23 protein-coding genes and 1 tRNA gene are annotated in these 22,485 nt (G+C 66.2%); 9 read left to right on the forward strand and 15 right to left on the reverse strand.

What is annotated here, in order from left to right; genetic code table 11:
- Positions 1-21: 21 nt before the first annotated feature.
- From AL3_RS02145 to AL3_RS02185, 9 genes are all read right to left on the reverse strand, one after another.
- Positions 22-936, reverse strand: coding sequence for an NAD(P)-dependent oxidoreductase (locus tag AL3_RS02145; protein ID WP_066296018.1), 915 nt, complete (start codon positions 934-936; stop codon positions 22-24).
- 11 nt (positions 937-947) lie between these two features.
- On the reverse strand, positions 948-2,369 hold the full coding sequence (locus AL3_RS02150) for a four-carbon acid sugar kinase family protein (RefSeq protein ID WP_066296020.1): 1,422 nt from the start codon (positions 2,367-2,369) through the stop codon (positions 948-950).
- A 151-nt stretch (positions 2,370-2,520) separates the two neighbouring features.
- Complete coding sequence (locus AL3_RS02155; protein ID WP_066296026.1) at positions 2,521-3,225, reverse strand: FadR/GntR family transcriptional regulator; 705 nt, start codon at positions 3,223-3,225, stop codon at positions 2,521-2,523.
- A gap of 68 nt (positions 3,226-3,293) precedes the next feature.
- A complete protein-coding gene (locus AL3_RS02160; RefSeq protein WP_066296028.1) occupies positions 3,294-4,388 on the reverse strand; it encodes a GNAT family N-acetyltransferase in 1,095 nt (364 codons plus the stop codon).
- A gap of 239 nt (positions 4,389-4,627) precedes the next feature.
- A complete protein-coding gene (gene rplA, locus AL3_RS02165) occupies positions 4,628-5,335 on the reverse strand; it encodes a 50S ribosomal protein L1 (RefSeq protein ID WP_066296030.1) in 708 nt (235 codons plus the stop codon).
- A 134-nt stretch (positions 5,336-5,469) separates the two neighbouring features.
- Entirely contained in the window at positions 5,470-5,901 is a 432-nt protein-coding gene (rplK, locus tag AL3_RS02170; RefSeq protein WP_066296034.1) for a 50S ribosomal protein L11, read from the reverse strand.
- Between the two features lie 126 nt (positions 5,902-6,027).
- Positions 6,028-6,819 (reverse strand): transcription termination/antitermination protein NusG, encoded by a 792-nt coding sequence (nusG, locus tag AL3_RS02175; RefSeq protein WP_066296036.1) that lies wholly within the window; start codon positions 6,817-6,819, stop codon positions 6,028-6,030.
- A gap of 98 nt (positions 6,820-6,917) precedes the next feature.
- A complete protein-coding gene (secE, locus tag AL3_RS02180) occupies positions 6,918-7,187 on the reverse strand; it encodes a preprotein translocase subunit SecE (RefSeq protein ID WP_083521368.1) in 270 nt (89 codons plus the stop codon).
- Between the two features lie 102 nt (positions 7,188-7,289).
- A tRNA-Trp gene (locus AL3_RS02185) sits at positions 7,290-7,362 on the reverse strand.
- A gap of 324 nt (positions 7,363-7,686) precedes the next feature.
- Between AL3_RS02185 and AL3_RS02190 the strand changes: the two genes are divergently transcribed.
- Entirely contained in the window at positions 7,687-8,910 is a 1,224-nt protein-coding gene (locus AL3_RS02190) for a pyridoxal phosphate-dependent aminotransferase (RefSeq protein ID WP_066296041.1), read from the forward strand.
- 10 nt (positions 8,911-8,920) lie between these two features.
- Here AL3_RS02190 and AL3_RS02195 read toward each other — a convergent pair whose 3' ends face one another.
- The gene (locus tag AL3_RS02195) at positions 8,921-9,598 is read right to left on the reverse strand and encodes a LuxR C-terminal-related transcriptional regulator (RefSeq protein ID WP_246168412.1); all 678 of its coding nucleotides are present in this window, start codon (positions 9,596-9,598) and stop codon (positions 8,921-8,923) included.
- A complete protein-coding gene (locus tag AL3_RS02200; RefSeq protein ID WP_066296044.1) occupies positions 9,595-10,872 on the reverse strand; it encodes an ATP-binding protein in 1,278 nt (425 codons plus the stop codon). The genes AL3_RS02195 and AL3_RS02200 overlap by 4 nt, the downstream gene beginning before the upstream one ends.
- Positions 10,873-11,007: 135 nt before the next feature.
- On the opposite strand from AL3_RS02200, the gene AL3_RS02205 reads away from it, so the two are divergent.
- The 5 genes from AL3_RS02205 to AL3_RS02225 all read left to right on the forward strand — a co-directional run bounded on the left by AL3_RS02205 (position 11,008) and on the right by AL3_RS02225 (position 15,050).
- Positions 11,008-12,492 carry a PspC domain-containing protein gene (locus AL3_RS02205; protein ID WP_066296047.1) on the forward strand — a complete coding sequence of 495 codons (1,485 nt, stop codon included), beginning with the start codon at positions 11,008-11,010 and terminating at the stop codon, positions 12,490-12,492.
- Positions 12,492-12,797, forward strand: coding sequence for a hypothetical protein (locus AL3_RS18845; protein ID WP_246168411.1), 306 nt, complete (start codon positions 12,492-12,494; stop codon positions 12,795-12,797). The genes AL3_RS02205 and AL3_RS18845 overlap by 1 nt, the downstream gene beginning before the upstream one ends.
- Before the next feature lie 72 nt (positions 12,798-12,869).
- Positions 12,870-13,109: a PspC domain-containing protein gene (locus tag AL3_RS02215; protein ID WP_066297009.1), complete on the forward strand. Its 240-nt coding sequence runs from the start codon at positions 12,870-12,872 to the stop codon at positions 13,107-13,109.
- Between the two features lie 131 nt (positions 13,110-13,240).
- Positions 13,241-14,269 carry a 6-phosphofructokinase gene (locus AL3_RS02220; protein ID WP_066296049.1) on the forward strand — a complete coding sequence of 343 codons (1,029 nt, stop codon included), beginning with the start codon at positions 13,241-13,243 and terminating at the stop codon, positions 14,267-14,269.
- A 64-nt stretch (positions 14,270-14,333) separates the two neighbouring features.
- Positions 14,334-15,050 (forward strand): hypothetical protein, encoded by a 717-nt coding sequence (locus AL3_RS02225; protein WP_066296050.1) that lies wholly within the window; start codon positions 14,334-14,336, stop codon positions 15,048-15,050.
- 60 nt (positions 15,051-15,110) lie between these two features.
- Here the strand turns inward: AL3_RS02225 and AL3_RS02230 are convergent, their stop codons facing one another.
- The 4 genes from AL3_RS02230 to AL3_RS02245 all read right to left on the reverse strand — a co-directional run bounded on the left by AL3_RS02230 (position 15,111) and on the right by AL3_RS02245 (position 18,293).
- A complete protein-coding gene (locus AL3_RS02230; RefSeq protein ID WP_066296058.1) occupies positions 15,111-15,527 on the reverse strand; it encodes an ankyrin repeat domain-containing protein in 417 nt (138 codons plus the stop codon).
- Positions 15,527-16,630, reverse strand: coding sequence for a CAF17-like 4Fe-4S cluster assembly/insertion protein YgfZ (ygfZ, locus tag AL3_RS02235; RefSeq protein ID WP_066296060.1), 1,104 nt, complete (start codon positions 16,628-16,630; stop codon positions 15,527-15,529). Before ygfZ ends, AL3_RS02230 begins: the two co-directional genes overlap by 1 nt.
- A gap of 79 nt (positions 16,631-16,709) precedes the next feature.
- On the reverse strand, positions 16,710-17,309 hold the full coding sequence (locus AL3_RS02240; RefSeq protein WP_066296061.1) for a nitrobindin family protein: 600 nt from the start codon (positions 17,307-17,309) through the stop codon (positions 16,710-16,712).
- A gap of 231 nt (positions 17,310-17,540) precedes the next feature.
- Positions 17,541-18,293: a hypothetical protein gene (locus tag AL3_RS02245; protein ID WP_161599338.1), complete on the reverse strand. Its 753-nt coding sequence runs from the start codon at positions 18,291-18,293 to the stop codon at positions 17,541-17,543.
- A 135-nt stretch (positions 18,294-18,428) separates the two neighbouring features.
- Between AL3_RS02245 and AL3_RS02250 the strand changes: the two genes are divergently transcribed.
- The 3 genes from AL3_RS02250 to AL3_RS02260 all read left to right on the forward strand — a co-directional run bounded on the left by AL3_RS02250 (position 18,429) and on the right by AL3_RS02260 (position 22,478).
- Positions 18,429-19,139 (forward strand): winged helix-turn-helix transcriptional regulator, encoded by a 711-nt coding sequence (locus AL3_RS02250; protein WP_066296063.1) that lies wholly within the window; start codon positions 18,429-18,431, stop codon positions 19,137-19,139.
- A 42-nt stretch (positions 19,140-19,181) separates the two neighbouring features.
- Positions 19,182-20,156, forward strand: a complete 975-nt coding sequence (gene mshD, locus AL3_RS02255; RefSeq protein WP_066296065.1) for a mycothiol synthase — start codon at positions 19,182-19,184, stop codon at positions 20,154-20,156.
- A gap of 96 nt (positions 20,157-20,252) precedes the next feature.
- Positions 20,253-22,478: an RNA degradosome polyphosphate kinase gene (locus tag AL3_RS02260; RefSeq protein WP_066296070.1), complete on the forward strand. Its 2,226-nt coding sequence runs from the start codon at positions 20,253-20,255 to the stop codon at positions 22,476-22,478.
- Positions 22,479-22,485: the final 7 nt, after the last annotated feature.

The raw sequence follows: 22,485 nt of genomic DNA on the forward strand, positions 1-22,485 counted from the left end.
TTACGGTGCGGGGCGAACCGGTTACGGTGCGGGGCGGACCGGTGCAACGACCTTGATGACGGCGGAGTCATCCGCTGCGCCCAGGCCGGCTGCCTGGCCCAGCAGGTAGAGCTGTTCGGCGGCTGCGGCGACCGGAGTCGGCAGCGCAGTTTCGCGGGCAGCCTTGGTGACGATCCCCATGTCCTTGACGAAGATGTCGAGCCGGGAGAGCACCTCGGCGCCTTCTTCCTCGTAGGCCTGGAGCATGCGCGGTCCGCGGTTGCCGAGCATGAAGGACGCAGCGGCGCCGGCCTGCAGCGCATCCAGCGTTTTTTCGCGGTCCAGTCCGAGGGCGTCGGCCAGGGCCATAGCCTCGGCAGCCGCGGCGATGTGGACACCGCAGAGCAGCTGGTTCACGGTCTTCAGGGCCTGGCCGTCACCGGGCTTGTTCCCGACGATGCTCAGGGTGGAGGCGAGCAGTTCCAGGACGGGCTTGGCTGCCGCCTGGGCTGCTTCGGTAGCACCAACCACGATCAGCAGGTCGCCTTCACCGGCACGCACCGGGCCGCCGGACAGCGGGGCGTCGACGAGTTCAACGTCCTGCTCAGCGAGGCGGGCGGCGACGTCGGTGACCGCGGCGACGCCGACGGTGCTGGTCATCACGACCACGGCGCCGGGTTTCAGCGCCGGGGCGATGCCGGTGTCGCCGAAGAGCACGTCGTTCAGCTGCGCGCCGTTGCGCACGGCCAGCAGGACGGCGTCGGCACCGGCGGCGGCGTCCGCGCCGGAGCCGAAAGTCCTGATGCCGGCAGCCTCGGCCAGTTCCAGCCGTGCGGCGGCGATGTCGAACCCGTGCACCGTGAGTCCGGTGGCCAGCCGGGTTGCCATCGGCAGTCCCATGGCGCCAAGGCCCAGGACGGCGACGGTGTAGGCGGTATTGGCTGTGTTGGTCTGCATGAGGGGGGTCCTTACTTTTCCGAGAGGATGTCGACGACGGCGGCGAGGGAGGAGTCATCGCCGACGTTGCCGGCGAAAACGATGTAGGGAATGCCTGCGGCGGGGCCGTCCATCGGCTCCCAGAGGGAAACGATTCCGGGCAGCATCGGACCGCGGACGATGGCGCGGCCGATCTGCAGGCCCTTGGACGCAACGTCGGAGGAGGTGATGCCGCCCTTGGCGATGACGAACCGGGGCGGGGCTGCGGCAAGGACACGCTGGACGACGTCGACCACTGCTGCGGAAACGCGGCGCGAGATATCGAGGGACTCCTCCCCCGTCGAGGCTGTGACCAGCTGGCGGCTGGTGTGCAGGACGACGTCCCCGGCTTTCAGCCCGGCGGCCACCTGGTCGCTGACAGCGGCCAGGTGCCGTTCGCGGGCTTCCGGGTCAATGACGGAGGCAACGTCAATTTCCACGGTGAGCGAGGGCGGGCGGACGTCCTGCAGGTGGTTCAGCTGACGCGTGGTCACCCCAACGTGGGATCCGACCACGATCAGGCCGCCGCGGCTGCGGCCTGCCGGGTCGTTCCCGTAGACCTCTTCCGCGGTCAGCGGGGCATGCTGTTCCTGGCCGATCGCGGCGCGCACGAAGGGCGGGCCGACCCGGTAGAGGAACGTCTTGCCGTCGGCTTCCGCACGCTGCAGGCCCAGGGCCAGCAGGCGCAGGTCGTCCTCGGAAACGGCATCGGCAACGACGGGGACTCCGTTGGCGGCACCGGCCAGGGCGGCAGCGATTTTCTCCGGTCCCCCGCGGAGGATGTCCAGGGTGAGCGTCACAACCTCGGCGGCGCCGATCCGGCCGCCGGTTTTCTCTTCGACGTAGGCCGCCAGGTGGGAGCTGGCATAGCCGAAGGTGGCATCCCTGGCGAACTCAGTCTCGGCGATGGGCTGCAGGCCTGCGCCGCTGCGCATGTAGTGGACAGCGCCGATCGTCACCCGGTTCGCGTCGGGAAAGGCCGGGACCAGCACGACGGCGTCCGGGGCCCGCAGTCCAGAATCCACCATGGATTCGGCCAGGACGTCGGTTTCCAGCGGGAAGTGTCCGCGCAGGGTGGAGTCACTGCGGGAAACGAAGGCAAGACGGGCGGTCTGCGCAGCTGCGGCGGCCTGGGCGTTCGCGACGACTTCGCGGTTGATGCGGGCGGCGTCGGCAGGGGCCAGGCTGCGGGAATTCGTCAGGACGTAGACGGCAGCTGCCCCGGTTGAAAGCGCCCAGGCGAAATCCGCTTCTTCCCAGGAGGTCAGGACCGGGAGTCCGGCAACGGACTGTGTCCCGGTGGGGTCATCGTCAAGGACGATGAAGACGGCACCGGTGGCACCTTTGGCCACCTCCGCCGCGGAAACGGATACCGCTTCGGGGTAACCGGAGAGCAGGCTCCTCAGGTCTTCCATGAACACTCCTTTGTAATCAGATGTCTGACATCTTACACATGGAAGCTGGAGGCCGAAGACTGGCAGGACAGCCGGCTACAGCCGCCGGTTCAGGAAGGCACCGCGCCAGGATCGGCGGGGCAGGGCAGTGGATTCGGGTGCAGCTCTTTGGCTAGGACGAACGCAGGACGTGCTCGATCAGATCCGCCTGGGTTTGGTCCATGTGGGCGTCCATGGCGAGCCGGGATTCTTCGGCGTCGCCCGCAGCGATGGCTTTGAGGACCGCCCGGTGCATGGCGATCGCGTGCTCCTGGATAACGGGAACTGCCGAAGTCTCCCTGCGCCCTGCGGACAGCAGCCGTCCCAGGGGCTCATACATCGCGGGCACCAGCACATTCCCGGAGGCCCGGAGGATCACCTCGTGGAACGCGATGTCCTCACGGACGAACGCATCGACGTCGCCCGCGTCCGCCGCCTCACACATGCCGGCCAGATGCCGCTCCAGCAGGTCCAGGTCCTCTGGTTCCCGGCGGAGCGCAGCCAGGGCGGCTGCGCCGGTTTCGATCATGCGCCGGACTTCCAGCAGTTGAACGGAGACGTTGTTTTCGCCGACACCGTGGGCCGCGGCACGGACCGTGGCTTCCAGCGAGGTCCAGGCCCGGGGTGGGTTGACGTAGGTACCCCGTCCGCGCTGGACGTTGACCACATTTTTGGCCCGCAGCGACTTCAGGGCTTCACGGACGGTGAGCCGGCTGACGTTGGCAGCCTCGGCGATGTCGGCCTCCGAGGGCAGGGCCGATCCGATCTCGATATCCCCATCGATGATGCGGTCGAGCAGCTGGTCCGCGACGGTATCCACCAGCGTCTTGCGTTCCATGCTCCCCCTGAAGTGCAGTCATCCGTCCGGATGTCAGATAACCAATCCTACCCACCCGGACCCGGCATTCAGTGTCCCGCCGCCAGGTGCCGCTGCCACTGCCCGCCCCAGGCCGCGGCCCGGAATCCCAGGGCTTCGTTGATGCGGAGCATGTGCGTGTTCTCTTCGGCGTTCCAGGTGTAGACGCGCCGCACCTGCGGCCGTTCCTGCTGAAGCCGCCGCAGGTTCGCCGTCTTGAGCAGCATGCCCAGGCTGTGCCCGCGGTGGGCCCGGAGAACCAGTGTGTCGTCCTGCATCGCGGCGGGCGGCTGTTCCTGCTGCACCCACAGGACGGTGTGGCCGGCCAGGGTATTGGTGGCGAGGTCCCGGACAGCGCAGCACAGCAGGTCCACACCGGCTGCGGCCTGGGCTGCCTCGCTCTCCCGTACCCGCTCCACATCCCAGGCTTCCTCTTCCCAGTCCAGGCCGCCCATCGGTGCATCGGTGCTCATCCGCTGTTTCAGGTGCGCATAGTCGTCCACCAGGGCGTCCGGACACTGTCCGGTCCAGGTTTCCAGCGCATAGCCGGCTCCGGCAGCCGCGCTGGCCTGCGCATACTGTGCTGCAAAGTCCGCGGCCTCTTCCAGCCGGAGCAGGCTGATCCGTTCCACCTGCTCCAAAACGAACCCGGCGGCCCGGGCAAAACGGGCCGAAGCGTCCGCCGGGATCTCGCCCGTTCCGGTGGCCGGGCGAAGCACGGACCCGCCGGCGCCGGATAGGGTCAGCGGGTGCTCGGTTTCCGCGTCCAGCACCCTTCGCCCAAGGGCGGCGGCGTACTCCTCGGCGGCCAGGAGCAAGCTGCGCCCCAGGCCGGCGTTCCGGGCGGCCGGATCCACCAGCACATCCACCCATACGGCGTGGGTGTTATCGGTCAGCGGAACGATCAGCAGCGCCGCTCCGGCCGGCTCTGGCCCGTCCGGCAGCAGGATCACCCTCCGGCCTGCTTTCCGCGGCTGCATCACTGCCAGCTGGGCCTCGGGCGACTCAGCAAAGTCCGAGTTGCCCCAGAACCGCTGGTTCCGTTCGTTCACCAACCTGGCGACGGTGAGGAACCCTTCGGTGCCCTCCTCCCCCAGCCTTCGGGGGATCGGGTTTTCGCGGACGGGCTGAGCATGGAAATCCATGAATCAATCCTGCTGGTATCGCTGCTTCCTGTCACCTGTGGCCGGTCACCTGGGCGGCGTGATCGGTGCGGCGGCCATCTGCGCGGCGGCCATCTAGGCGGCAGCCCGGCGGCCGGATATTCCCTGCAGCTCTCCGGTGCGTCCGGTGACACGGTCCAGATCCGTCCGGCACACAAAAAAGCGGCCGCAGCAAATGCTGCGGCCGCTTTTTTAGCCAGGCAGAGGGCCTGGGGAAAATGCTATGCGTCGGCGAGGACCTTGGTGACGTTCGGGTCCACGGCGATGCCGGGGCCGAAGGTCGTGGTCACGGTTGCCTTCTGGATGTAGCGGCCCTTGGCAGCCGACGGCTTCAGGCGAAGGACCTCTTCGAGGGCAGCGGCGTAGTTCTCGGCCAGCTTCTGCGCATCGAAGGACGTCTTGCCAATGATGAAGTGCAGGTTGGAGTGCTTGTCGACGCGGAAGTCGATCTTGCCACCCTTGATGTCGGACACTGCCTTGGCAACGTTCGGGGTAACCGTGCCGGTCTTCGGGTTCGGCATGAGGTTACGCGGGCCGAGCACGCGGCCCAGGCGGCCGACCTTGCCCATGAGGTCCGGCGTAGCCACGGCTGCGTCGAAGTCGGTCCAGCCTGCTGCGACCTTTTCGATCATGTCGTCGGAACCAACGAAGTCGGCGCCGGCAGCGATAGCTGCTTCAGCCTTCTCGCCGGTGGCGAAGACGAGGACGCGGGCGGTCTTGCCCGTGCCGTTGGGAAGGTTGACCGTGCCGCGGATCATCTGATCGGCCTTGCGGGGGTCGACGCCCAGGCGGAAGGCAACCTCAACGGTAGCGTCCGTCTTGGACGGGTTGGTTTCCTTCGCCAGTGCTACAGCTTCAACCGGCGCGTACAGCTTGTCCGCGTCGATCTTAGCTACAGCGGCTTCATATGCTTTGCTGCGCTTTGCCATCTGCTTTTTCTCCTTGTGCAGTTGTGGTCTGTCGGACCGCGCTCGGCCCTGCCACGTGCCGCCCGTCCCGTCAGGGGTGGTGCGGCGATGATGTTTTGGTTTTGCCCGGGCGGACCCGTGCGGGTGGTGCTTGATTAGCCTTCGACGGTGATGCCCATGGAACGGGCGGTGCCGGCGATGATCTTCGCTGCGGCCTGCACGTCATTGGCGTTCAGGTCGTCCATCTTCTGGGTGGCGATCTCTTCCACCTGTGCCTGGGTCAGCTTCGCGACCTTGACGGTGTGCGGGGTGCCCGAGCCCTTGGCGACGCCGGCTGCCTTCTTGATCAGCTCAGCTGCCGGAGGCGTCTTGGTGATGAAGGTGAAGGAGCGGTCTTCGTAGACCGTGATTTCAACCGGGATAACGTTGCCGCGCTGGGATTCCGTTGCAGCGTTGTACGCCTTGCAGAATTCCATGATGTTGACACCGTGCTGGCCAAGCGCAGGACCAATCGGAGGAGCCGGGTTGGCGGCACCTGCATTGATCTGCAGCTTGATAAGGCCGGTGACCTTTTTCTTGGGGGCCATGAAAGGGTCCTTCTCTAAATTATGTTCCCGAAGGACAGGAGCGTCCATCCGGGTGGTGGCCGCCATGGCGTGGCGGCCGTACGCTGCCGGCCAGGATAAAGCGGTCCTGGGGCAGCGAAGTTCTGGTTACTGGATCTTCGTGACCTGGCCGAAGCCCAGCGTTACCGGAGTCTCGCGCTCGAAGATGGTCACCAGGACCACGAGCTGCTGCGATTCAGGCTTGATCTCGGAAATCGTCGCGGGGAGGGTCTCGAACGGTCCCTCGTTGACGGTGACGGATTCGCCAACCTCGAAGTCCACGGCAATTTCGGACTGGGCTGCCTTCGCAGGAGCACCGCCGGCAGTCGTCGGGGATACCACGGTGTGCTCAAGCATGGAGAAAACTTCATCCAGGCTCAGCGGGACCGGGTTGTGTGCGTTGCCCACGAAGCCGGTGACACCGGGGGTGTGGCGGACAACGCCCCACGAAGCATCCGTCAGTTCCATGCGGACCAGGACGTAGCCCGGGATGCGCACACGGTTGACGATCTTGCGGGTGGTGTTCTTGATCTCGACGACTTCCTCCATCGGAACCTGGATTTCGAAGATATTCTCTTCCATGTCCAGGGTCTGGATGCGGGTCTCGAGGTTCGCTTTTACGCGGTTCTCATAGCCGGCGTAGGAGTGAATGACGTACCAGTCACCCTCCTGGCGGCGCAGTTTTGCCTTGAAGGCAACAACAGGGTCTTCTTCGGGCTCGTCGGCAGGCGCGGCATCCGCGGCGTCGTCGGCTGAAGCCTCCTCAACAGGGGCTTCTTCCGCGTCTTCGGCCGATGCGTCACCGTCAGCCGCCGCGGCGTCTGCTTCGGTAACCTGCTCCTCGGCATCCAGATCAGCGGTTTCTTCATTGATCTGTGATTCGAGTTCTTGCTCGGACACGTAGATTCCTGCTTTCTTCTTCAGAGCCTTATTGGGTTTGTCACTAGCTCAGTTCTTCGGCATAACCACCGCAGCTGCGGACGAAACGCCGTCGGGGGCTAGCTTTCGCCGCTGCCCGAACCGAAGATCCACAGTGCGCCAGTACCAAAGACAAAGTCCAGAACCGACACGATGATCATCATGACGACCACGAAGGCCATAACCACGATGGTGTACCTCAGCAGCTCCTTGCGGGTGGGCGTCACCACCTTCTTCAGCTCAGCAATGACCTGACGGAGGAAGAGGGCGATACCGCCAAAGAAGCCGCGCTTCTTAGGCGACTTGCCTGAGGGGTGTCCCTTGGAGCTGCTGGCAGCTGTCTCGGTCACCTTTCGCCTCACTCATCTGTTCGGTTCACAGTCCCGCAGCGCGTGCCGGGGAACTGCTGCTTCATGAAGGACTGCGTTAGACGGCGAAACCGACGTCATGCGCAGGGCAGACAGGACTCGAACCTGCAACCTGCGGTTTTGGAGACCGCTGCGCTACCAATTGCGCCACTACCCTTTGGGAGAATCCCACTTTACCGGTTTCCCTGCCCTCGACCTAACCGGACGTGGGCATAAACCAGCATCGAGAGATCAACACCGAGGATCAAGTCTACGCAATCTTTTGCCCTGAGTCGAACCGGCCCGCCAAGTGCCGGCGCGGGACCAGCGGCGGAGGGCCTTTAACCCCGGGACGCACCGGGCCGTGCCAGTGTAAAAGACTGAAATGTGACCGCGTCGCGTCTAAGCTTGGCTTCCATAAAGGAACGGTAAACGTTGCCTTACTAAGAGCCCCGCACCGGGGCTGACAAAAGCAAACCGCACCAAACCAGACGGGAACGCCATGCCTTCCAACGGCCGAATCTCAGAACGCATCGCCTCCATTGCGGAATCCGCCACCCTTGCCGTCGACGCGAAGGCCAAAGCCCTGAAGGCCGCGGGCCGTCCGGTCATCGGTTTCGGCGCCGGCGAGCCTGACTTCCCGACGCCGGGCTACATTGTGGACGCAGCCGTGGCTGCCGCCAAGGACCCGCGGTTCCACCGCTACTCCCCCGCTGCCGGGCTGCCGGAACTGAAGAAGGCAATTGCGGAAAAGACGCTCAGGGACTCCGGCTACAGCGTCGATCCTGCCCAGGTGCTGGTGACGAACGGCGGCAAGCAGGCCGTCTATGAAGCCTTCGCCACGCTGCTGAACCCCGGGGATGAAGTCCTGGTGCCTTCCCCCTACTGGACCACCTATCCCGAGGCCATCCGGCTGGCGGGCGGAGTTCCCGTCGAGGTCTTCGCCGGCCCAGAGCAGGGCTACATGGTGACCGTCTCCCAGCTCGACGCCGCCTTGACCGACAAAACCAAGGTGCTGCTGTTCGTTTCCCCGTCCAACCCCACCGGAGCTGTCTACCCGGCGGAGGAGGTTGCTGAGATCGGCATGTGGGCAGCGGACCACGGCCTGTTCGTCGTGACCGATGAAATCTACGAACACCTGACCTACGACGGCGTGCCCTTCACCTCGATTGCAACGCGCTGCCCGGAGCTGGGCGACAAGGTTGTCATCCTCAACGGTGTGGCCAAGACCTACGCCATGACCGGCTGGCGGGTGGGATGGATGATTGCCGCACCGGACGTCATCAAGGCAGCCACCAACCTGCAGTCCCACCTCTCCTCCAACGTCTCGAACATCTCGCAGATGGCAGCGCTGGCCGCTGTTTCCGGGCCGCTGACGGCCGTTGATGACATGAAACTGGCCTTCGACCGCCGCCGCAGGGCCATGGTCGAGGCACTGAACTCCATCGACGGCGTCAACTGCCCCATGCCCGAGGGTGCCTTCTATGCCTACGCCGACGTGCGCGGGCTGCTGGGGCGGGAATTCCCGGGTGCTGCCGGCCCCCTGCGTCCGCAGACGTCCGCGGAGCTGGCGGCGATGATCCTGGATACCGTGGAAGTCGCCGTCGTACCGGGTGAAGCCTTTGGCCCCTCCGGCTACCTGCGCCTGTCCTACGCCCTGGGCGACGAGGACCTCAAAACCGGCATGGACCGGCTCAAGGACTTCCTCGGCCAGGCCAAGAAGTGAACCGCGCCCGCTAGAGCAGCCTGCGGGCTGCAGCCCACCTGGTCAGTTCGTGCCGGGAGGAAAGCTGCAGCTTCCGCAGGACTGCGGAGACGTGGGTTTCCACCGTCTTGACGGAGATAAAGAGTTCCTTGGCAACTTCCTTGTAGCTGTAGCCGCGGGCGATCAGCCGCATCACTTCGCGTTCGCGTGCCGAAAGCCGGTCCAGCTCGTCATCTACGCTGACGGCGGTGGACGCCCCGAACGCATCGAGCACGAATCCGGCGAGCCGGGGGGAAAACACCGCGTCGCCCCCGGCAACGCGGAGGACGGCGTCGGAAATCTCCGTGCCGGAAATGGTCTTGGTGACGTAACCGCGGGCGCCGGCCCGGATCACTGTCACAACGTCCTCCGCCGCATCGGAGACGCTCAGGGCCAGGAAACGGGTCGTAGCCAGCAGGTCTGCGCAGCCGGCAATCACCTCGGCTCCTCCGCCTCCGGATCCGCCGGGCAGATGCACGTCCAGCAGCACTACCTGCGGCCGGGACTGCCGGATCGCGGCGACGGCGGCCTCCACGGATGCTGCCTCGGCAAGGACGTTGACCCGTCCGTCCAGGTCCGCTTTCAAACCTGACCGGAAAATGGCGTGGTCATCAACCACCACCACCGATATTGGCTGGGCTGCTTCAAGGGGCGGTGCTGCGCTGCTCACCTGTTCTCCGTTTCCCGTTCAGACTGTGCCGGTGCGTCCGCGCCGGCCAGGGGCAGTGCCAAATGTATCTCGGTGCCGGCGCTGCTGCTCTTCACCCTGGCTGTACCGCCGTGCCGCTGCATGCGGCCGACGATTGATTCCCGCAGCCCCAGCCGGTCCTCCGGAACGGCCTCCGGGTCGAATCCGCTCCCGCGGTCCCGGACGAACACCTCTGCGGCATCCGGCCGGCACTCCAGGTAAAGCGAGATCTGGCCGCCGGCATGCTGGGCAGCATTGAACAGCGCTGCCCTTGCCGCCTGCACCAGCGCCGAGCTCTGCACCGTCAGTTCAGCCGTGCCGACGGCGACAAAATCCACCGGGTGGCCGTACGCATCTTCGACCTCCGCCGCAACGCCTTTCAGGGCGTCTGCCAGGGTTCCGGTGCCCTTCTCCGGATCGGCGTACAGCCATTGGCGCAGTTCACGCTCCTGGGCCCGGGCAAGCTTGATGACCTCGGACTCGGATCCGGCCCGGTTCTGGATCAATGCCAGGGTCTGCAGCACGGAATCATGCAGATGCGCTGCGATCTCGGCGCGCTCGGTCTGGCGGATGCGTCCAGCCCGCTCCGTCTGGAAAGCCCGCCAGTACTTCACGGCCCAGGGAGCCAGGACCAGTGCGATGCCCGCCAGGACAGCCAGGGAAGCCAGCACCGCCGGCACCAGGACGTCCCAGGTGATGGAGCCGGAGAGAATCAGCAGGAAACCGGCGATCACGAGCAGCAGCCCGATGATCAGCCGGGTAAGGCCGGACTTGCGGTCCGCTCCGGCGCCAGCCACCAGGCCGGCCCGGCGGGAAGCATCCAGCTGGGACCAGGCCAGAACGGCTCCGGATGCGATCGCCGCAAACGGCAGGAGCATCCCAAGGTTGATTTCCGCTCCCAGCCGCTGGGCCACGACGGCGGCCGCCGCCAGCAGCAGCAGCAGGCCGATCAGAATTTCACGGGTGCCGATTGCGGTTTTCCCCGGCGCTGCCCGGTTTCCCTGCTCCTCCTGCAGGTAGCGGGCAAAGTTCTCCGCCACACTGCGCGGATTCCGTTCACCCGACGCCGCCTCTTCCTCCGTAGTCGGCACCATGATCCAGAGCCAGGCGTACAGGAGGACGCCGGCACCTGCCAGCAGCGACAGCACAGCCATGAGCACGCGGACGGTACGCACCGGCATGCCCAGGTGCGCGGCCAGTCCCGAACAGACACCGGCCACCACCCGGTCCGGGGAGCGGAGCAGGGGAGGTCTCATGCCATAATCCAAACACGGCCGGACGGCAAAACTGCTACCCGATGGAAAGCCTGCGCACGGTATCAGGGGCAGGTTCAGGGGTCCCTCAGGGGGATCCCCGATGCGCCGGGGCGTCCCGGACGGAAGACTGGAAGCATGAACTCGCATCCATCCGAGCCCGGAGACGGGCAGCCCGCCACAACGGGATCCACGCAGTATCTGCCACCACAGGAGCCCCAGGACCAGGTTCCCTTCCGCCGCAGCTCCGGGGACAACTCTTTCTTCACCTGGCTCCGCCAGCTGGGAATCCAGCGCTCACCACAGCGCTGGATCGGCGGCGTTGCCGGCGGAATCGCCCAGCGCACCGGCCTTGACCCGACGCTGGTCCGCGGACTGGTTATCCTGCTCTCGCTCTTCGGTGTGGGCGTTGTCTTTTACGGCGTGGCCTGGGCACTGCTGCCCGAGCCCGACGGCCGGATCCACCTCGAGGAGGCGATCCGCGGCACCTGGAGCTCCGGAATGACCGGTGCCCTGACGTTCACCATCCTCGGCTTCGGCGCCCCGGGAGTCTCCTTCTGGGCCGAGGACGGCTGGCTGGGCGGAATCTTCTGGGGACTGTTCTGGATTGCCGCCATCATCCTGTGCATCTACTGGGTGACCAGCCGCAGCCACGCAAAATCAGCTGGTCCGGCCGCGCATCAGCAGCCAAACCAGGGGCCGGGGCCGTATCCGGCCGGCAACCGGCCCGGAGAAAACGGCCGCCCCGGAGAAAGTCCAGCCGGTTTCGACGGGAATGCCGCAGATACCCCGGGCCCGCGCACCAGCGCGTTTCCGGCCGCCGGGTATCCCGGCCCGGATGCCCCGACGATGCCGCTGCCAGCCCCGGGCGGTGCCCACGAGTACAGCCGGACCCCGGGAGCACCCGAGCGCGGCTTCGGCGGAGCCTACGTACAGTTCCCGCCGCCCGCTCCGAAAGCCGTGAAACCTTCTACCTCCGCTCCCGCATCCTGGGCTGCGCTTATCTGCGGGACGGCCCTGCTTGCCGCAGGCGTCCTGCTCGCCCTGGATTACGCCGGGATCTACGATTTCCGTTCCTCTGCGGCCGTGGCACTCGCCGGAGCTGCAGTGGTGCTGGGCCTTGGCATCGTGGGCCTCGGTGCGGCGGGCCGCTCCTCAGGAATCGCGGGCGGCCTCGCCGTCGTGTCCCTGATCGCGGCAGTGCTGTTCGGCGGAAACTACGCCTACCGCAACGTGGCCGTCGCCAATGACGTCAACTGGAACGCCGGCCAGTCCGGCACAGCCCGGGAGGGTTACTCCATGGCGGCCGCCGGCGGGAACCTTGACCTCCGCGGTCTGGCCGACGATCTAAAAGACGGGGATGTCCGGGTGCCGGTGAGCATCGCAGCCGGAGACCTGGTGATCCTGGTTCCGGACAATGTCCGGGTTTCGGTCGAGGCAGATATGGCCATGGGCAACATCGACCTGGACCGCAGCGGGACCATCACGTCAACCGGAGGTCTTTGGGCCGGCAGGCAGCTTCCGGACCTGAATCCGGATGCCACCGGCAACCGGATGATCATCCAGATCAAGGGAGTCGCCAGCAACGTCCTGGTGACCACAGATGAAAGCAGCCTCGACTGATGAGTGAATTCAGGAATGAACCCCGCAACCACGACGCCGCATCCTCCGGCACCTTTTCGTCTCCGGCCTCGCCGTCAGACGGGGTCTACGTCCCCGAGCCGGAGACCGAACACCGCCCGCTGCGGGTGGGAACCATCGTCTGGGGCCTGGTCCTCGCAGCCCTGGGCGGGCTGATCCTGGCCGTCCAGCTCACCGAAATCCGGCTCGATGCAGGCATGGTCCTGCTGGGCGTACTCATCGGAGCGGGTGCCGCGCTGGTGATCGGCGGGCTAATCTCCGTCCTGGGCCGGAGCCGGAACCCCTGACCGCGCGCCACTACTGGAACCGCCCCGCTGTATGGAAAACACCACTGAATGGAAAGCAGGCAGAAAAACTCCATGGAAAAGTTCTACAACGCACTGCGCTCATCACCGATCAAACGTGCACGCGGCGGCTGGATCGCCGGGATCTGCGCCGGAATCGCCCAGAAGTTCGGCTGGGATGTGTCACTGGTCCGGATTGCCGTGCTGCTGAGCTTCCTGCTCCCGTTCATCGGCATCGGCACCTATCTGGTTGCCTGGCTGCTGTTGCCCACCACGGACGGAAAAATCGTCCTGGAACGGCTCATCGGCGGCTGAGGCGATGCCGGGGCAGGGAGGATTCCGCTGCCCCGGCGCTCCGTGACCGCCGCGGGTGCCAGTATGGCGCCCGCTCGTGACTAGAATCGTAGGAGGCCGCCGCTCACCTACCAGATCCAGGGGTCACGCTAATGAAGATCGGCATTCTCACCAGCGGGGGCGACTGCCCCGGGCTCAATGCGGTGATCCGCGGAGCGGTGCTCAACGGCATCAAAACGCATGACGTGGAGTTCGTAGGATTCCTTGACGGCTGGCGGGGTGTGGTTGACGGCGACATCATCGACCTGCCCCGTACCCGGGTCCGCGGTATTTCCAAGCAGGGCGGCACCATCCTGGGCACCTCCCGCACCAACCCGTTCGAAGGTCCGAACGGCGGGCCGGAGAAAATCAAGGCCACGCTGGACCGGCTGGGGATCGACGCCGTCATCGCCATCGGCGGCGAAGGCACCCTGGCAGCCGCGCAGCGGCTGACCGACGCGGGACTGCACATCGTGGGTGTGCCCAAGACGGTGGACAACGACCTCGACGCCACTGACTTCACCTTCGGATTCGATACTGCCGTGCAGATCGCCACCGAGGCCATCGACCGGCTCCGCACCACGGGCGAATCCCATCACCGCTGCATGGTGGCCGAAGTGATGGGCCGCCACGTCGGCTGGATCGCCCTCCACTCCGGCATGGCAGCCGGAGCCCACGCCATCCTCATCCCGGAAAAGCCCGTCAGCCTGGACCAGATCGCGCAGTGGGTCAATGAGGCCAGGGACCGTGGCCGCGCGCCCCTGGTGGTCGTCGCCGAAGGCTTCGTCACCACGGATATGGAAGCTCCGCATTCCGAACGTGGACTGGATGCCTTCGGACGGCCGAGGCTCGGCGGAATCGGTGAACTGCTGGCCCCGGAAATCGAGGCACGGACCGGCATCGAAACGCGGGCCACCGTCCTGGGCCATATCCAGCGCGGCGGTGTTCCCACCGCGTTCGACCGGGTGCTTGCCACCCGGCTGGGAATGGCGGCCGTGGATTCCGTGGTGGAGGGCCTGTGGGGCACCATGGTCTCGCTCCATGGCACCGACATTGTCCGGGTCGGATTCGAAAAGGCGCTGGGCAACCTCAAGACCGTTCCGGAACGCCGCTACGAAGAGGCCGCAATTCTTTTCGGTTAGGCGGCCTAACAAATCGCCCCTGCGGCTTGCGCTGCCCTCCTCCACCCCGTGTAGGTTGAAGCTCATGCAGCTAGACACGAGCACGATCTCCATCATCCAGCTGGCCTGGTCCCGCAGGCTCGGTCTTGACGATGACGCACTGGCAGCCGCGGACAGCGATGAGCGCATCTACGATGTCCACGAGGAAGCCAGCGAGGTTTCCTTCGTCAGGCTCTTCGGCCGCGAGGTCTTCTCGGGTCCCGCCTGGGCGGCTGCGCAGGTCAGGTCCAAAAGTGCCGCTGAACTCAGCAGCGGCGCGGCGCTGATGCGGCTCTCTGCGGACCACGGCGGCCGCGGGACTGGCACCGAGCATCTGTTCTACGCGGATTTCTATCCCGAGGTGCCCGCCAGCGAACTGGCCATTGCCGAAGACCGCCGGTTCGCCGAAACCCTGGAACGCCTATGCCCTCCGGACGACGTCCTGGAAGCAAAGCTCAGCGCCCGTGAGGCCCTGTTCCTGCTGATGGACGACGCCAACCCCGAAGTTCCGGCTCCCCTCGCGGGAGCGGGCTACAGCATCAAGGACGGCATCCTCGCGGATATGGGTGCCCTCACCGCCCCCGGCCACCGCATGCGCGGCCTGGGCAGCTACATCAGCGCCATAGCGGTGGAAGACGCCATGGCAGCGGGCCTGATTCCCCAGTGGCGGGCCCCGTTCAACAATGTCGGAGCCTCCCGCACCGCGGCCGGTGCGGGATTTGTCGCGGCGGGAATCCGGGCCTCCGTGGCCCTGCCGGCCTGAGCTAAGTCAGCGGCCTCCCGGTTTGAGCTAAGTCAGCGGCCTGAGCAGGGTAACCGGGCGCTAGGCCAGGATGTCCAGCAGCTCTGTGCGCTGGAAGTAGGCTGCGGCCGCCCGGGCTGAGGGATTTCCGGCGTCGGGGTCTGCTCCCGCTACCGCCAGCACACGGACAACGTCCGCGTAGCCCTTGAACACCGCACCGGCCAGCGGTGACTGACCGCGGTCGTTGAGGGTATTAACCTCCGCACCAAGCTCAATAAGCAGTGCCGTGGCCGCGGAATGGCCGTGATAGGCCGCGAGCATCAGCAGCGAATCCCCGGCAGCGTTGGTGAGCGTGGCGGGAACGCCGGCGCTGACATAGGTCCGGAGCGTTTCCGTGTCACCGGCACGGGCGGCGTCAAAGAGCCGTTCCGCCAGTGCCAGCGTCTCCTGGTCGGCTGCGGACTGTGCGTCCGGGGAAGCGTCGGGGAATTCAGTCATCAGTTATTCCTTTCCGTCCGCGGCGCCCGCAGGAAGCCGGTCTGCCGGCCCACTGCCTGCCCTGCGCCGGGGGACACAATCAGTTCCTGTGCAGCGGCGTACAGTTCACCGCCGTCGTCCACCACCAGGTCCGCGGAGGGGTCCACGGAGCGCTTGACCAGGGCCAGGGCCACCGCGCCCATCTCATAGTGCTGCGCTACGGAGGTCACGCGCCCCACCTCCCGTTCGCCGAACAGGATCCGGCTGCCGGCCTCCGGCAGGGTGTGCTGGGAGCCGTCCAGCTGCAGGAACACCAGCCGGCGGGGCGGGCGGCCCAGGTTATGCACCCGCGCGATGGTCTCCTGCCCCTTGTAGCAGCCCTTGTCCAGGTGCACGGCGGTACGGATCAGGTCCAGCTCATGCGGAATCGCTTTGTCGTCGGTTTCCGCGCCGAGCCGGGGCCGCCAGGCGGCAATGCGAAGGGCTTCGGCCGCCATGGACCCGGCGAGGGTCCGGCCGGAGTCCTCCACTGCCTGCTCAAGGCCGGAACGCGGAATGAGGTACTCGTGCCAGGGCCGTTCGAGTCCGGGGTGTTCTGCTGATTCAGCTTCCGTGTAGGCGTAGCCTCCGGGCGAGACCCGCGGCCACGGATCCGTCCACACCAAATAGTCTGTCCAGGCCGGAACCTGGGTCACCGAACCGGCGGCCGCCCACTCGTCGCTGACATCCTGGACCTCGACGCGGAGGGTGAACTTCATGCTGTTCAGCCAGGCCGCCAGGGCTGGTGCATCCGTCCCCTCGACGATCAGCCAGGTGCGTTCACCGTCGTCAAGGACCCGGGCGTCGTGCTCGATCCGGCCCTGCACGCTCAGGAGCAGCAGCTCGGTGCTTTCCCCCGGGGCCAGGGAGAGGAGCTTCTGTGAAGACAGGGTGTTAAGCCAGCTCAGCCGGTCGGGACCGGAAACGGTGACAACACCCCGGCTGGAGAGGTCGGTAACAGCTTCTCCCCGGGCCAGCGCCCGCTGCTCCCGCAGCGGGTCCCCGTAATGGGCAGCGGTACCGGAATCGAGTCCGCCGGCTTCAACGGCTCCGGCGCGGGCAAGCAAGGGGCTTTTGGGGCTCATGTTAAGTGCAACGTCCTTGGCGTGGAGGAGTATTCCGGCCGCGGCACTCCGCCCGTCGCAGGGCGGGCACCCGGACCGGCTAAGACTGCTTTTTCAGGATGGCTGAAGCATGTGCTTCCAGGGCTTTGCCCTCGGCAGCTACATCCCACCGCCAGTACAGGTCACCGTTGACCAGCCCGTAAATGCGGGTCGCGGCGGTGTATTCCTTGGAGTTCACGCCGCGCATCACCAGGTCGGTGGTCAGCTGGATCTGCGGGCCCTTGATCTGCCCGTAGTACAGCTCGGCAATGCCGCCGGGGTGCACGATGGTTGCCGTGATGTCGAACCCGCCGGCGTCGTTGCGCAGGGCCTCGACTTCATCGGCGCTGCGCAGGGCGGGCACAATGTCGGCGGGAATCAGGCCCGGCCCGCCGTCGGCGTCGTTCAGGGGACGGTCCAAAGCCCAGAAACCGGTTTCCACGGCAAGCGGGCGCAGGACGGTACCTTCCTCGTCCGTCAACCAGCTTTCCGCCGTGTACTGCAGGTACGGCAGGCCGTTCTGCGTAAACGTGACCCGCTGCGTGAAGTGCTCGGAGCCGGCTTCACCTTCACCGAGCCGGCCGGAGCCTTCCCAGACTCCAAGGAGCCAGGACAGCGGAACCAGTCCGGGTGTCAGATCTGTGGGGATCTCCATTGGCATGGCAGGGGCCCTTCCCTTGGATTACGGGGTAATACGGGGTGGGAGGCTACTTCTGGCCTTTGTACAGGCGCGCCACTACGAGGCCTGCGAAGCCGGCCATTGCCAGGCCGGTGATACCCAGGAGGACGATGAAAAAGATTTCGAGAGCTACAAGCGACATGCCTACATCCTAACCCGCTCACCGGATGCTTTGTCTCCTGTGACGGCCGGGGGCGATACCTCCCGCCCCGCCTAGGGGATGAGCAGGCGGCCGGCGAAGTAGACGGCCGTGCCCAGCGCGAGGACCGGGGCGAGTCCTGCCGAGAGGACGCCGAGCAGCCCGGGTGCCTCATCCCGGGTCAGTGCCAGCCGGCGGACAGCTGCGATCACTCCGGCACAGACGGCGCCGATAACTGCCCCGGCGGCAACCGGCAGCCCGGGGACCAGCGCTGCGGCCGCTCCGCCCGCAACTGCCCCGGCGACGACGGCGAAGGGCGCAGTGATGCGGTCCGGCAGCGGAATCAGGGAAACCAGGATGGCACTGAGGATGGCTGCGCCACTGGCGGTAATCAGTCCGTAGGATCCCTCCGGAGCAGGCAGCCGGTCAGCTGCCACCCAGCCGGAAGCCATCCCGGAGATCAGGGCGCCGCCAATAACTCCGATGGTCGATTCCAGCCGGTGGGCCTGGCCGGTGCCGCGCAGCAGCTGGATCAGGAAGACAGACCCGACTCCGACGGCGGTGAAAGCCGGCAGCCAGGTCAGCATGGACGTGGCCGGGGCCAGGTAGGCGGCTGCGACACTGCCGGCGCCGACAAACGCCAGGACGCCGCCCTGGGTCTTGCGGGCGGGCACGCCCAGCAGATAGGGCCAGCCGAATCCCGCGAGCGCCGCGGCGGCTCCCGTAACTATGGCCGTCGCCTCGACTGAAAGGTACGAAGCCACCACGATGCCGATCAGGACAACTGCCGCCGGCACCGCAATGCTCCAAAGTTTCACCCTAGCCATACTGCCTTATTACGCGGCACGGATAAAAGCTACGGCCTGCGGGCGGATCGGTGGATATACTTTCACCACTCTTCGGCCGCTGAGGACCGGATGGATAACGTGCCCGACGATGTGCGCCCAACTTTCGGAGGACCTATGCCGCACATTCTGCTTCTCACCAACAGCTCCGGGGCGTCTGTTGAAATCCTGCCCGCGCTGGAACTGCTGAACCACAAGGTCCATGTGGTCCCCGCGGAACCGACCGCCCTGCTGGATATTGAACCCTGCGACGTTGTGCTGGTGGATGCCCGCAAAGACCTGATCGGCGCGCGTTCCCTCACCCAGCTGCTCAAGGCCACCGGACTGGACACCCCCCTGATCCTGGTCCTCACCGAGGGCGGCATGGCAGCGGTGGCAGCGAACTGGCTCGCGGACGACGTCGTCCTGGACAGTGCCGGGCCGGCGGAACTCGAAGCCCGCCTCCGGCTGGCCGTCTCCCGCACCCAGGCAGCGTCCGGTGCTGCCAGCACCGAAATCCATGCTTCGGGTGTGGTGATTGATGAGGCCAGCTACACGGCCCGGGTCAGCGGCACCGCGCTGAACCTCACCTACAAGGAATTTGAACTCCTCAAGTACCTGGCCCAGCACCCCGGACGGGTCTTTACCCGGGACCAGCTGCTCCACGAGGTCTGGGGATACGACTACTACGGGGGCACACGAACGGTGGACGTCCATGTGAGGCGCCTCCGGGCGAAGCTGGGACCGGACCATGAGAACCTCATCGGGACCGTGCGCAACGTGGGATACCGGTTCACCCGCACCCGCACTCCGGAGGACCAGCCGGCCGCCGCGCGGCACGAGAGCTGACGCGTCTCCCCTCCCGCGCCCTTGGGCGGTTAGGCTTCTTCAATGAGCGAGAACCCCCTGACCAGATGGCCTATCCTCACTACCCGCGGCGCCCCCGACGAGGCGGCGCTCCGCGGAATCCGGGAATTGGCCGCAGCGGCCGCCGAAGCCGACGGGAATCCTCCCCTGTCGGAGCAGACCCTCGTTGACCTGCGCTCCCCGGACGCCGATCCGGACCTGCTGCGGGTGTACTCGACCCTGGCCCTGGATGAGCACTCCGATCCTTCCACAGCCCAGTATCTTGCCGGCGTCGCCGTGCTGAACTCCCCGCCGGGCGATCCGGAAGCCGGAGTGCTGGAACTGGTGGTCCATCCGAACTACCGGAACCAGGGTGTCGGCACCGCGCTGGCGCAGGCTGTGCAGGCGGATACCGGCAGGGGCGTCAAAGCCTGGTCACACGGCAACCATGAGGCCGCCGTCGAACTGGCCGCCCGCTTCGGCTACCGCCCGGTCCGGGAACTGTGGCGGATGCGCCTCTCCCACGACGCCCTGGAAAAGGAGCTGCCGGCACCCGCACTGCCGGAGGGAGTGGTGCTGCGGCCGTTCGAGCCCGGCCGCGATGAAACCGCGTGGCTGCAGGCCAACGCCGCCGCTTTCGCCCACCATCCTGAGCAAGGGGCGATGACCCGGGCCGACCTTGAGGCCCGCATGGCAGAGGACTGGTTCGATCCTGCGGGATTCCTGCTGGCCGTGCGCGAGTCAGACGGGGAGCTGCTCGGTTTCCACTGGACAAAGGTCCACCCCCGCAGCGGCAGCCACCCTGCCATGGGCGAGGTCTACGTGGTGGGCGTGACCCCTCAGGCGCAGGGCAGCGGACTGGGCAAGGCCCTGACCCTGGCCGGAATCGAGCACCTTCGGCAGGCGGGCCTGCGCGCAGTGATGCTCTACGTTGACGCGGATAATGCTCCCGCCGTCGCGCTGTACCGCCGGCTCGGTTTTGTCCGCTGGGACGTGGACGTCATGTACGCGGCCGAATAGCCGTCCGCGGCTTGTAGTGTTGAGAATGACGGCCGCCCAGGCACTCCGGTTCCCGGGAGCCGAAGCAGCCAGCCAGAACTGCCAGGGAGAAATACTATGGATTCCGAGACCGTAGCCAGCACGCGGTTGTCCTTCGGTTCTGCCGAAGCGATGCCCGCGCCGCGGGCCACGCAGGACCGCATCGACATTCCGGATTTTGGTCCTGCCCTGCTGCCGAGCGGCGACATCACCCCGGACCGTTTCCTGGACCGGGAGATCAGCTGGCTGCACTTCAACGCCCGGGTGCTGGAACTGGCCGAGGATCCGGAGCTCTACCTGCTGGAACGCGTCAGTTTCCTCTCGATCTTCGCCTCCAACCTCGATGAGTTCTTTATGGTCCGGGTGGCCGGCCTGAAGCGCCGCATCGCGACCGGCCTGGCCGTTCCCTCCGCAGCCGGGCTCAGCCCCATTGAACAGCTGGAGGAGATCACCCAGGCCGGCTACCGGCTGCAGCAGCGGCACGCAGAGGTTTTTGCGCGGCAGATCCGCCCGGCGCTGGCGGAGGAGAACATCCACCTGGTCAGCTGGAAGGAACTCGACGACGCCTCGAAGGCCCAGCTGCACCGGCAGTTCGCGGCGAAGGTCTTCCCGATCCTCACGCCCCTCGCCGTGGATCCGGCGCATCCGTTCCCGTACATCTCCGGCCTGTCGCTGAACCTTGCCGTGGTGGTCCGCAACCCGGTCAGCGGCAAGGACTTCTTCGCCCGGGTCAAGGTGCCGGACCAGCTGCCGCGGCTGATTTCCGTGGACGGTCCCCGTGCCGGGAACGTTGCGGGACGCACCGCGAGGTTCATCCCGCTGGAAGACATGATCGCCGAGCACCTGGACCAGCTGTTCCCCGGCATGGACGTGGTGGAGCATTACACCTTCCGCGTGACCCGCAACGAGGACCTCGAAGTTGAAGAGGACGACGCCGAGAACCTGCTCCAGGCGCTGGAGAAGGAGCTGCTGCGCCGCCGGTTCGGCCCGCCGGTCCGGCTGGAAGTTACTCCGGACATCAACCCGGGTGTCCGGGAACTGCTGGTGCGCGAACTCGGTGTCGAAGAGGACGAGGTGTACACCCTGCCGGCGCCGCTGGACCTGCGCGGCCTCAGCCCGATCAGCCGGATCGACCGGCCGGACCTCCACTACCCCAAGCAGGTCCCGCACACCTCGCTGCACCTGAAGGAATCCGAGACCTCCAAGCCTGCAGATGTCTTCGCCGCCATGCGGCGCCGTGACATCCTGCTGCACCACCCCTACGATTCCTTCTCCACCTCGGTCCAGGCGTTCCTGGAGCAGGCGGCTGCTGATCCCCGGGTGCAGGCGATTAAGCAGACCCTGTACCGGACCTCCGGTGACTCCCCCATTGTTGATGCACTGATCGACGCCGCGGAGTCCGGCAAGCAGGTCCTGGCACTGGTGGAAATCAAGGCCCGCTTCGACGAACAGGCGAACATCTCCTGGGCGCGGAAACTGGAGCAGGCCGGGGTGCACGTGGTGTACGGCATCGTCGGACTCAAGACGCACTGCAAGCTCTCCCTGGTGGTCCGCCAGGAAGTGGACGGCCTGCGCCGTTACTGCCATATCGGTACCGGCAACTACCATCCCCGCACTGCCCGCTACTACGAGGACCTGGGCCTGCTCACCGCCAACGAAAAGGTGGGTGAAGACCTCACCAAGCTCTTCAACCAGCTCTCCGGCTACGCCCCCAAGTCCACGTTCAAACGCCTCCTGGTGGCCCCGCGCTCCGTCCGGTCGGGACTGATCGACCGGATTGAACGGGAAATCGCCAACAAGAAGGCCGGCCTTCCCGGCCGGGTGATCATCAAGGTCAACTCCATGGTCGATGAGGCGATCATCGACTCCCTGTACCGCGCCTCCCAGGCCGGTGTCCAGGTTGACGTGATCGTCCGCGGTATCTGTTCCGTCCGCCCGGGGGTTCCGGGATTGAGCGAGAACATTACGGTCCGTTCCATCCTGGGCCGGTTCCTCGAACACTCCCGGGTGTTCGCCTTCGCCAACGGCGGGGACCCGGTGGTGTTCATCGGCTCCGCGGACATGATGCACCGGAACCTCGACCGCCGCGTCGAGGCGCTGGTGCAGCTGGGGTCACCGGACGACATCACCAACCTGATCGACCTCATGGACCGTTATCTGGACCCCGGGACCGCCAGCTGGCACCTGGATGCCGACGGCATCTGGACCCGGCACCATAAGGACGCCGACGGGAATCTGTTGGAGGACGTGCAGTCCTGGCTGCTCGCTTCCCGCTCGCGCCAGCGCGCGCTGGTCCGCCGTTGATACAGGG

This window comes from Arthrobacter luteolus NBRC 107841 (genome assembly GCF_001552075.1).
GTDB lineage: Bacteria > Actinomycetota > Actinomycetes > Actinomycetales > Micrococcaceae > Arthrobacter_B > Arthrobacter_B luteolus.

Bases quoted from the DNA above. Each gene is read 5' to 3' on its own strand.
- AL3_RS02145 (WP_066296018.1), bottom strand. From the start codon at position 936: ATGCAGACCAACACAGCCAATACCGCCTACACCGTCGCCGTCCTGGGC.
- AL3_RS02150 (WP_066296020.1), bottom strand. From the start codon at position 2,369: ATGGAAGACCTGAGGAGCCTGCTCTCCGGTTACCCCGAAGCGGTATCC.
- AL3_RS02155 (WP_066296026.1), bottom strand. From the start codon at position 3,225: ATGGAACGCAAGACGCTGGTGGATACCGTCGCGGACCAGCTGCTCGAC.
- AL3_RS02160 (WP_066296028.1), bottom strand. From the start codon at position 4,388: ATGGATTTCCATGCTCAGCCCGTCCGCGAAAACCCGATCCCCCGAAGG.
- rplA (WP_066296030.1), bottom strand. From the start codon at position 5,335: ATGGCAAAGCGCAGCAAAGCATATGAAGCCGCTGTAGCTAAGATCGAC.
- rplK (WP_066296034.1), bottom strand. From the start codon at position 5,901: ATGGCCCCCAAGAAAAAGGTCACCGGCCTTATCAAGCTGCAGATCAAT.
- AL3_RS02190 (WP_066296041.1), top strand. From the start codon at position 7,687: ATGCCTTCCAACGGCCGAATCTCAGAACGCATCGCCTCCATTGCGGAA.
- AL3_RS02200 (WP_066296044.1), bottom strand. From the start codon at position 10,872: ATGAGACCTCCCCTGCTCCGCTCCCCGGACCGGGTGGTGGCCGGTGTC.
- AL3_RS02205 (WP_066296047.1), top strand. From the start codon at position 11,008: ATGAACTCGCATCCATCCGAGCCCGGAGACGGGCAGCCCGCCACAACG.
- AL3_RS18845 (WP_246168411.1), top strand. From the start codon at position 12,492: ATGAGTGAATTCAGGAATGAACCCCGCAACCACGACGCCGCATCCTCC.
- AL3_RS02215 (WP_066297009.1), top strand. From the start codon at position 12,870: ATGGAAAAGTTCTACAACGCACTGCGCTCATCACCGATCAAACGTGCA.
- AL3_RS02220 (WP_066296049.1), top strand. From the start codon at position 13,241: ATGAAGATCGGCATTCTCACCAGCGGGGGCGACTGCCCCGGGCTCAAT.
- AL3_RS02225 (WP_066296050.1), top strand. From the start codon at position 14,334: ATGCAGCTAGACACGAGCACGATCTCCATCATCCAGCTGGCCTGGTCC.
- AL3_RS02230 (WP_066296058.1), bottom strand. From the start codon at position 15,527: ATGACTGAATTCCCCGACGCTTCCCCGGACGCACAGTCCGCAGCCGAC.
- ygfZ (WP_066296060.1), bottom strand. From the start codon at position 16,630: ATGAGCCCCAAAAGCCCCTTGCTTGCCCGCGCCGGAGCCGTTGAAGCC.
- AL3_RS02240 (WP_066296061.1), bottom strand. From the start codon at position 17,309: ATGCCAATGGAGATCCCCACAGATCTGACACCCGGACTGGTTCCGCTG.
- AL3_RS02245 (WP_161599338.1), bottom strand. From the start codon at position 18,293: ATGGCTAGGGTGAAACTTTGGAGCATTGCGGTGCCGGCGGCAGTTGTC.
- AL3_RS02250 (WP_066296063.1), top strand. From the start codon at position 18,429: ATGCCGCACATTCTGCTTCTCACCAACAGCTCCGGGGCGTCTGTTGAA.
- mshD (WP_066296065.1), top strand. From the start codon at position 19,182: ATGAGCGAGAACCCCCTGACCAGATGGCCTATCCTCACTACCCGCGGC.
- AL3_RS02260 (WP_066296070.1), top strand. From the start codon at position 20,253: ATGGATTCCGAGACCGTAGCCAGCACGCGGTTGTCCTTCGGTTCTGCC.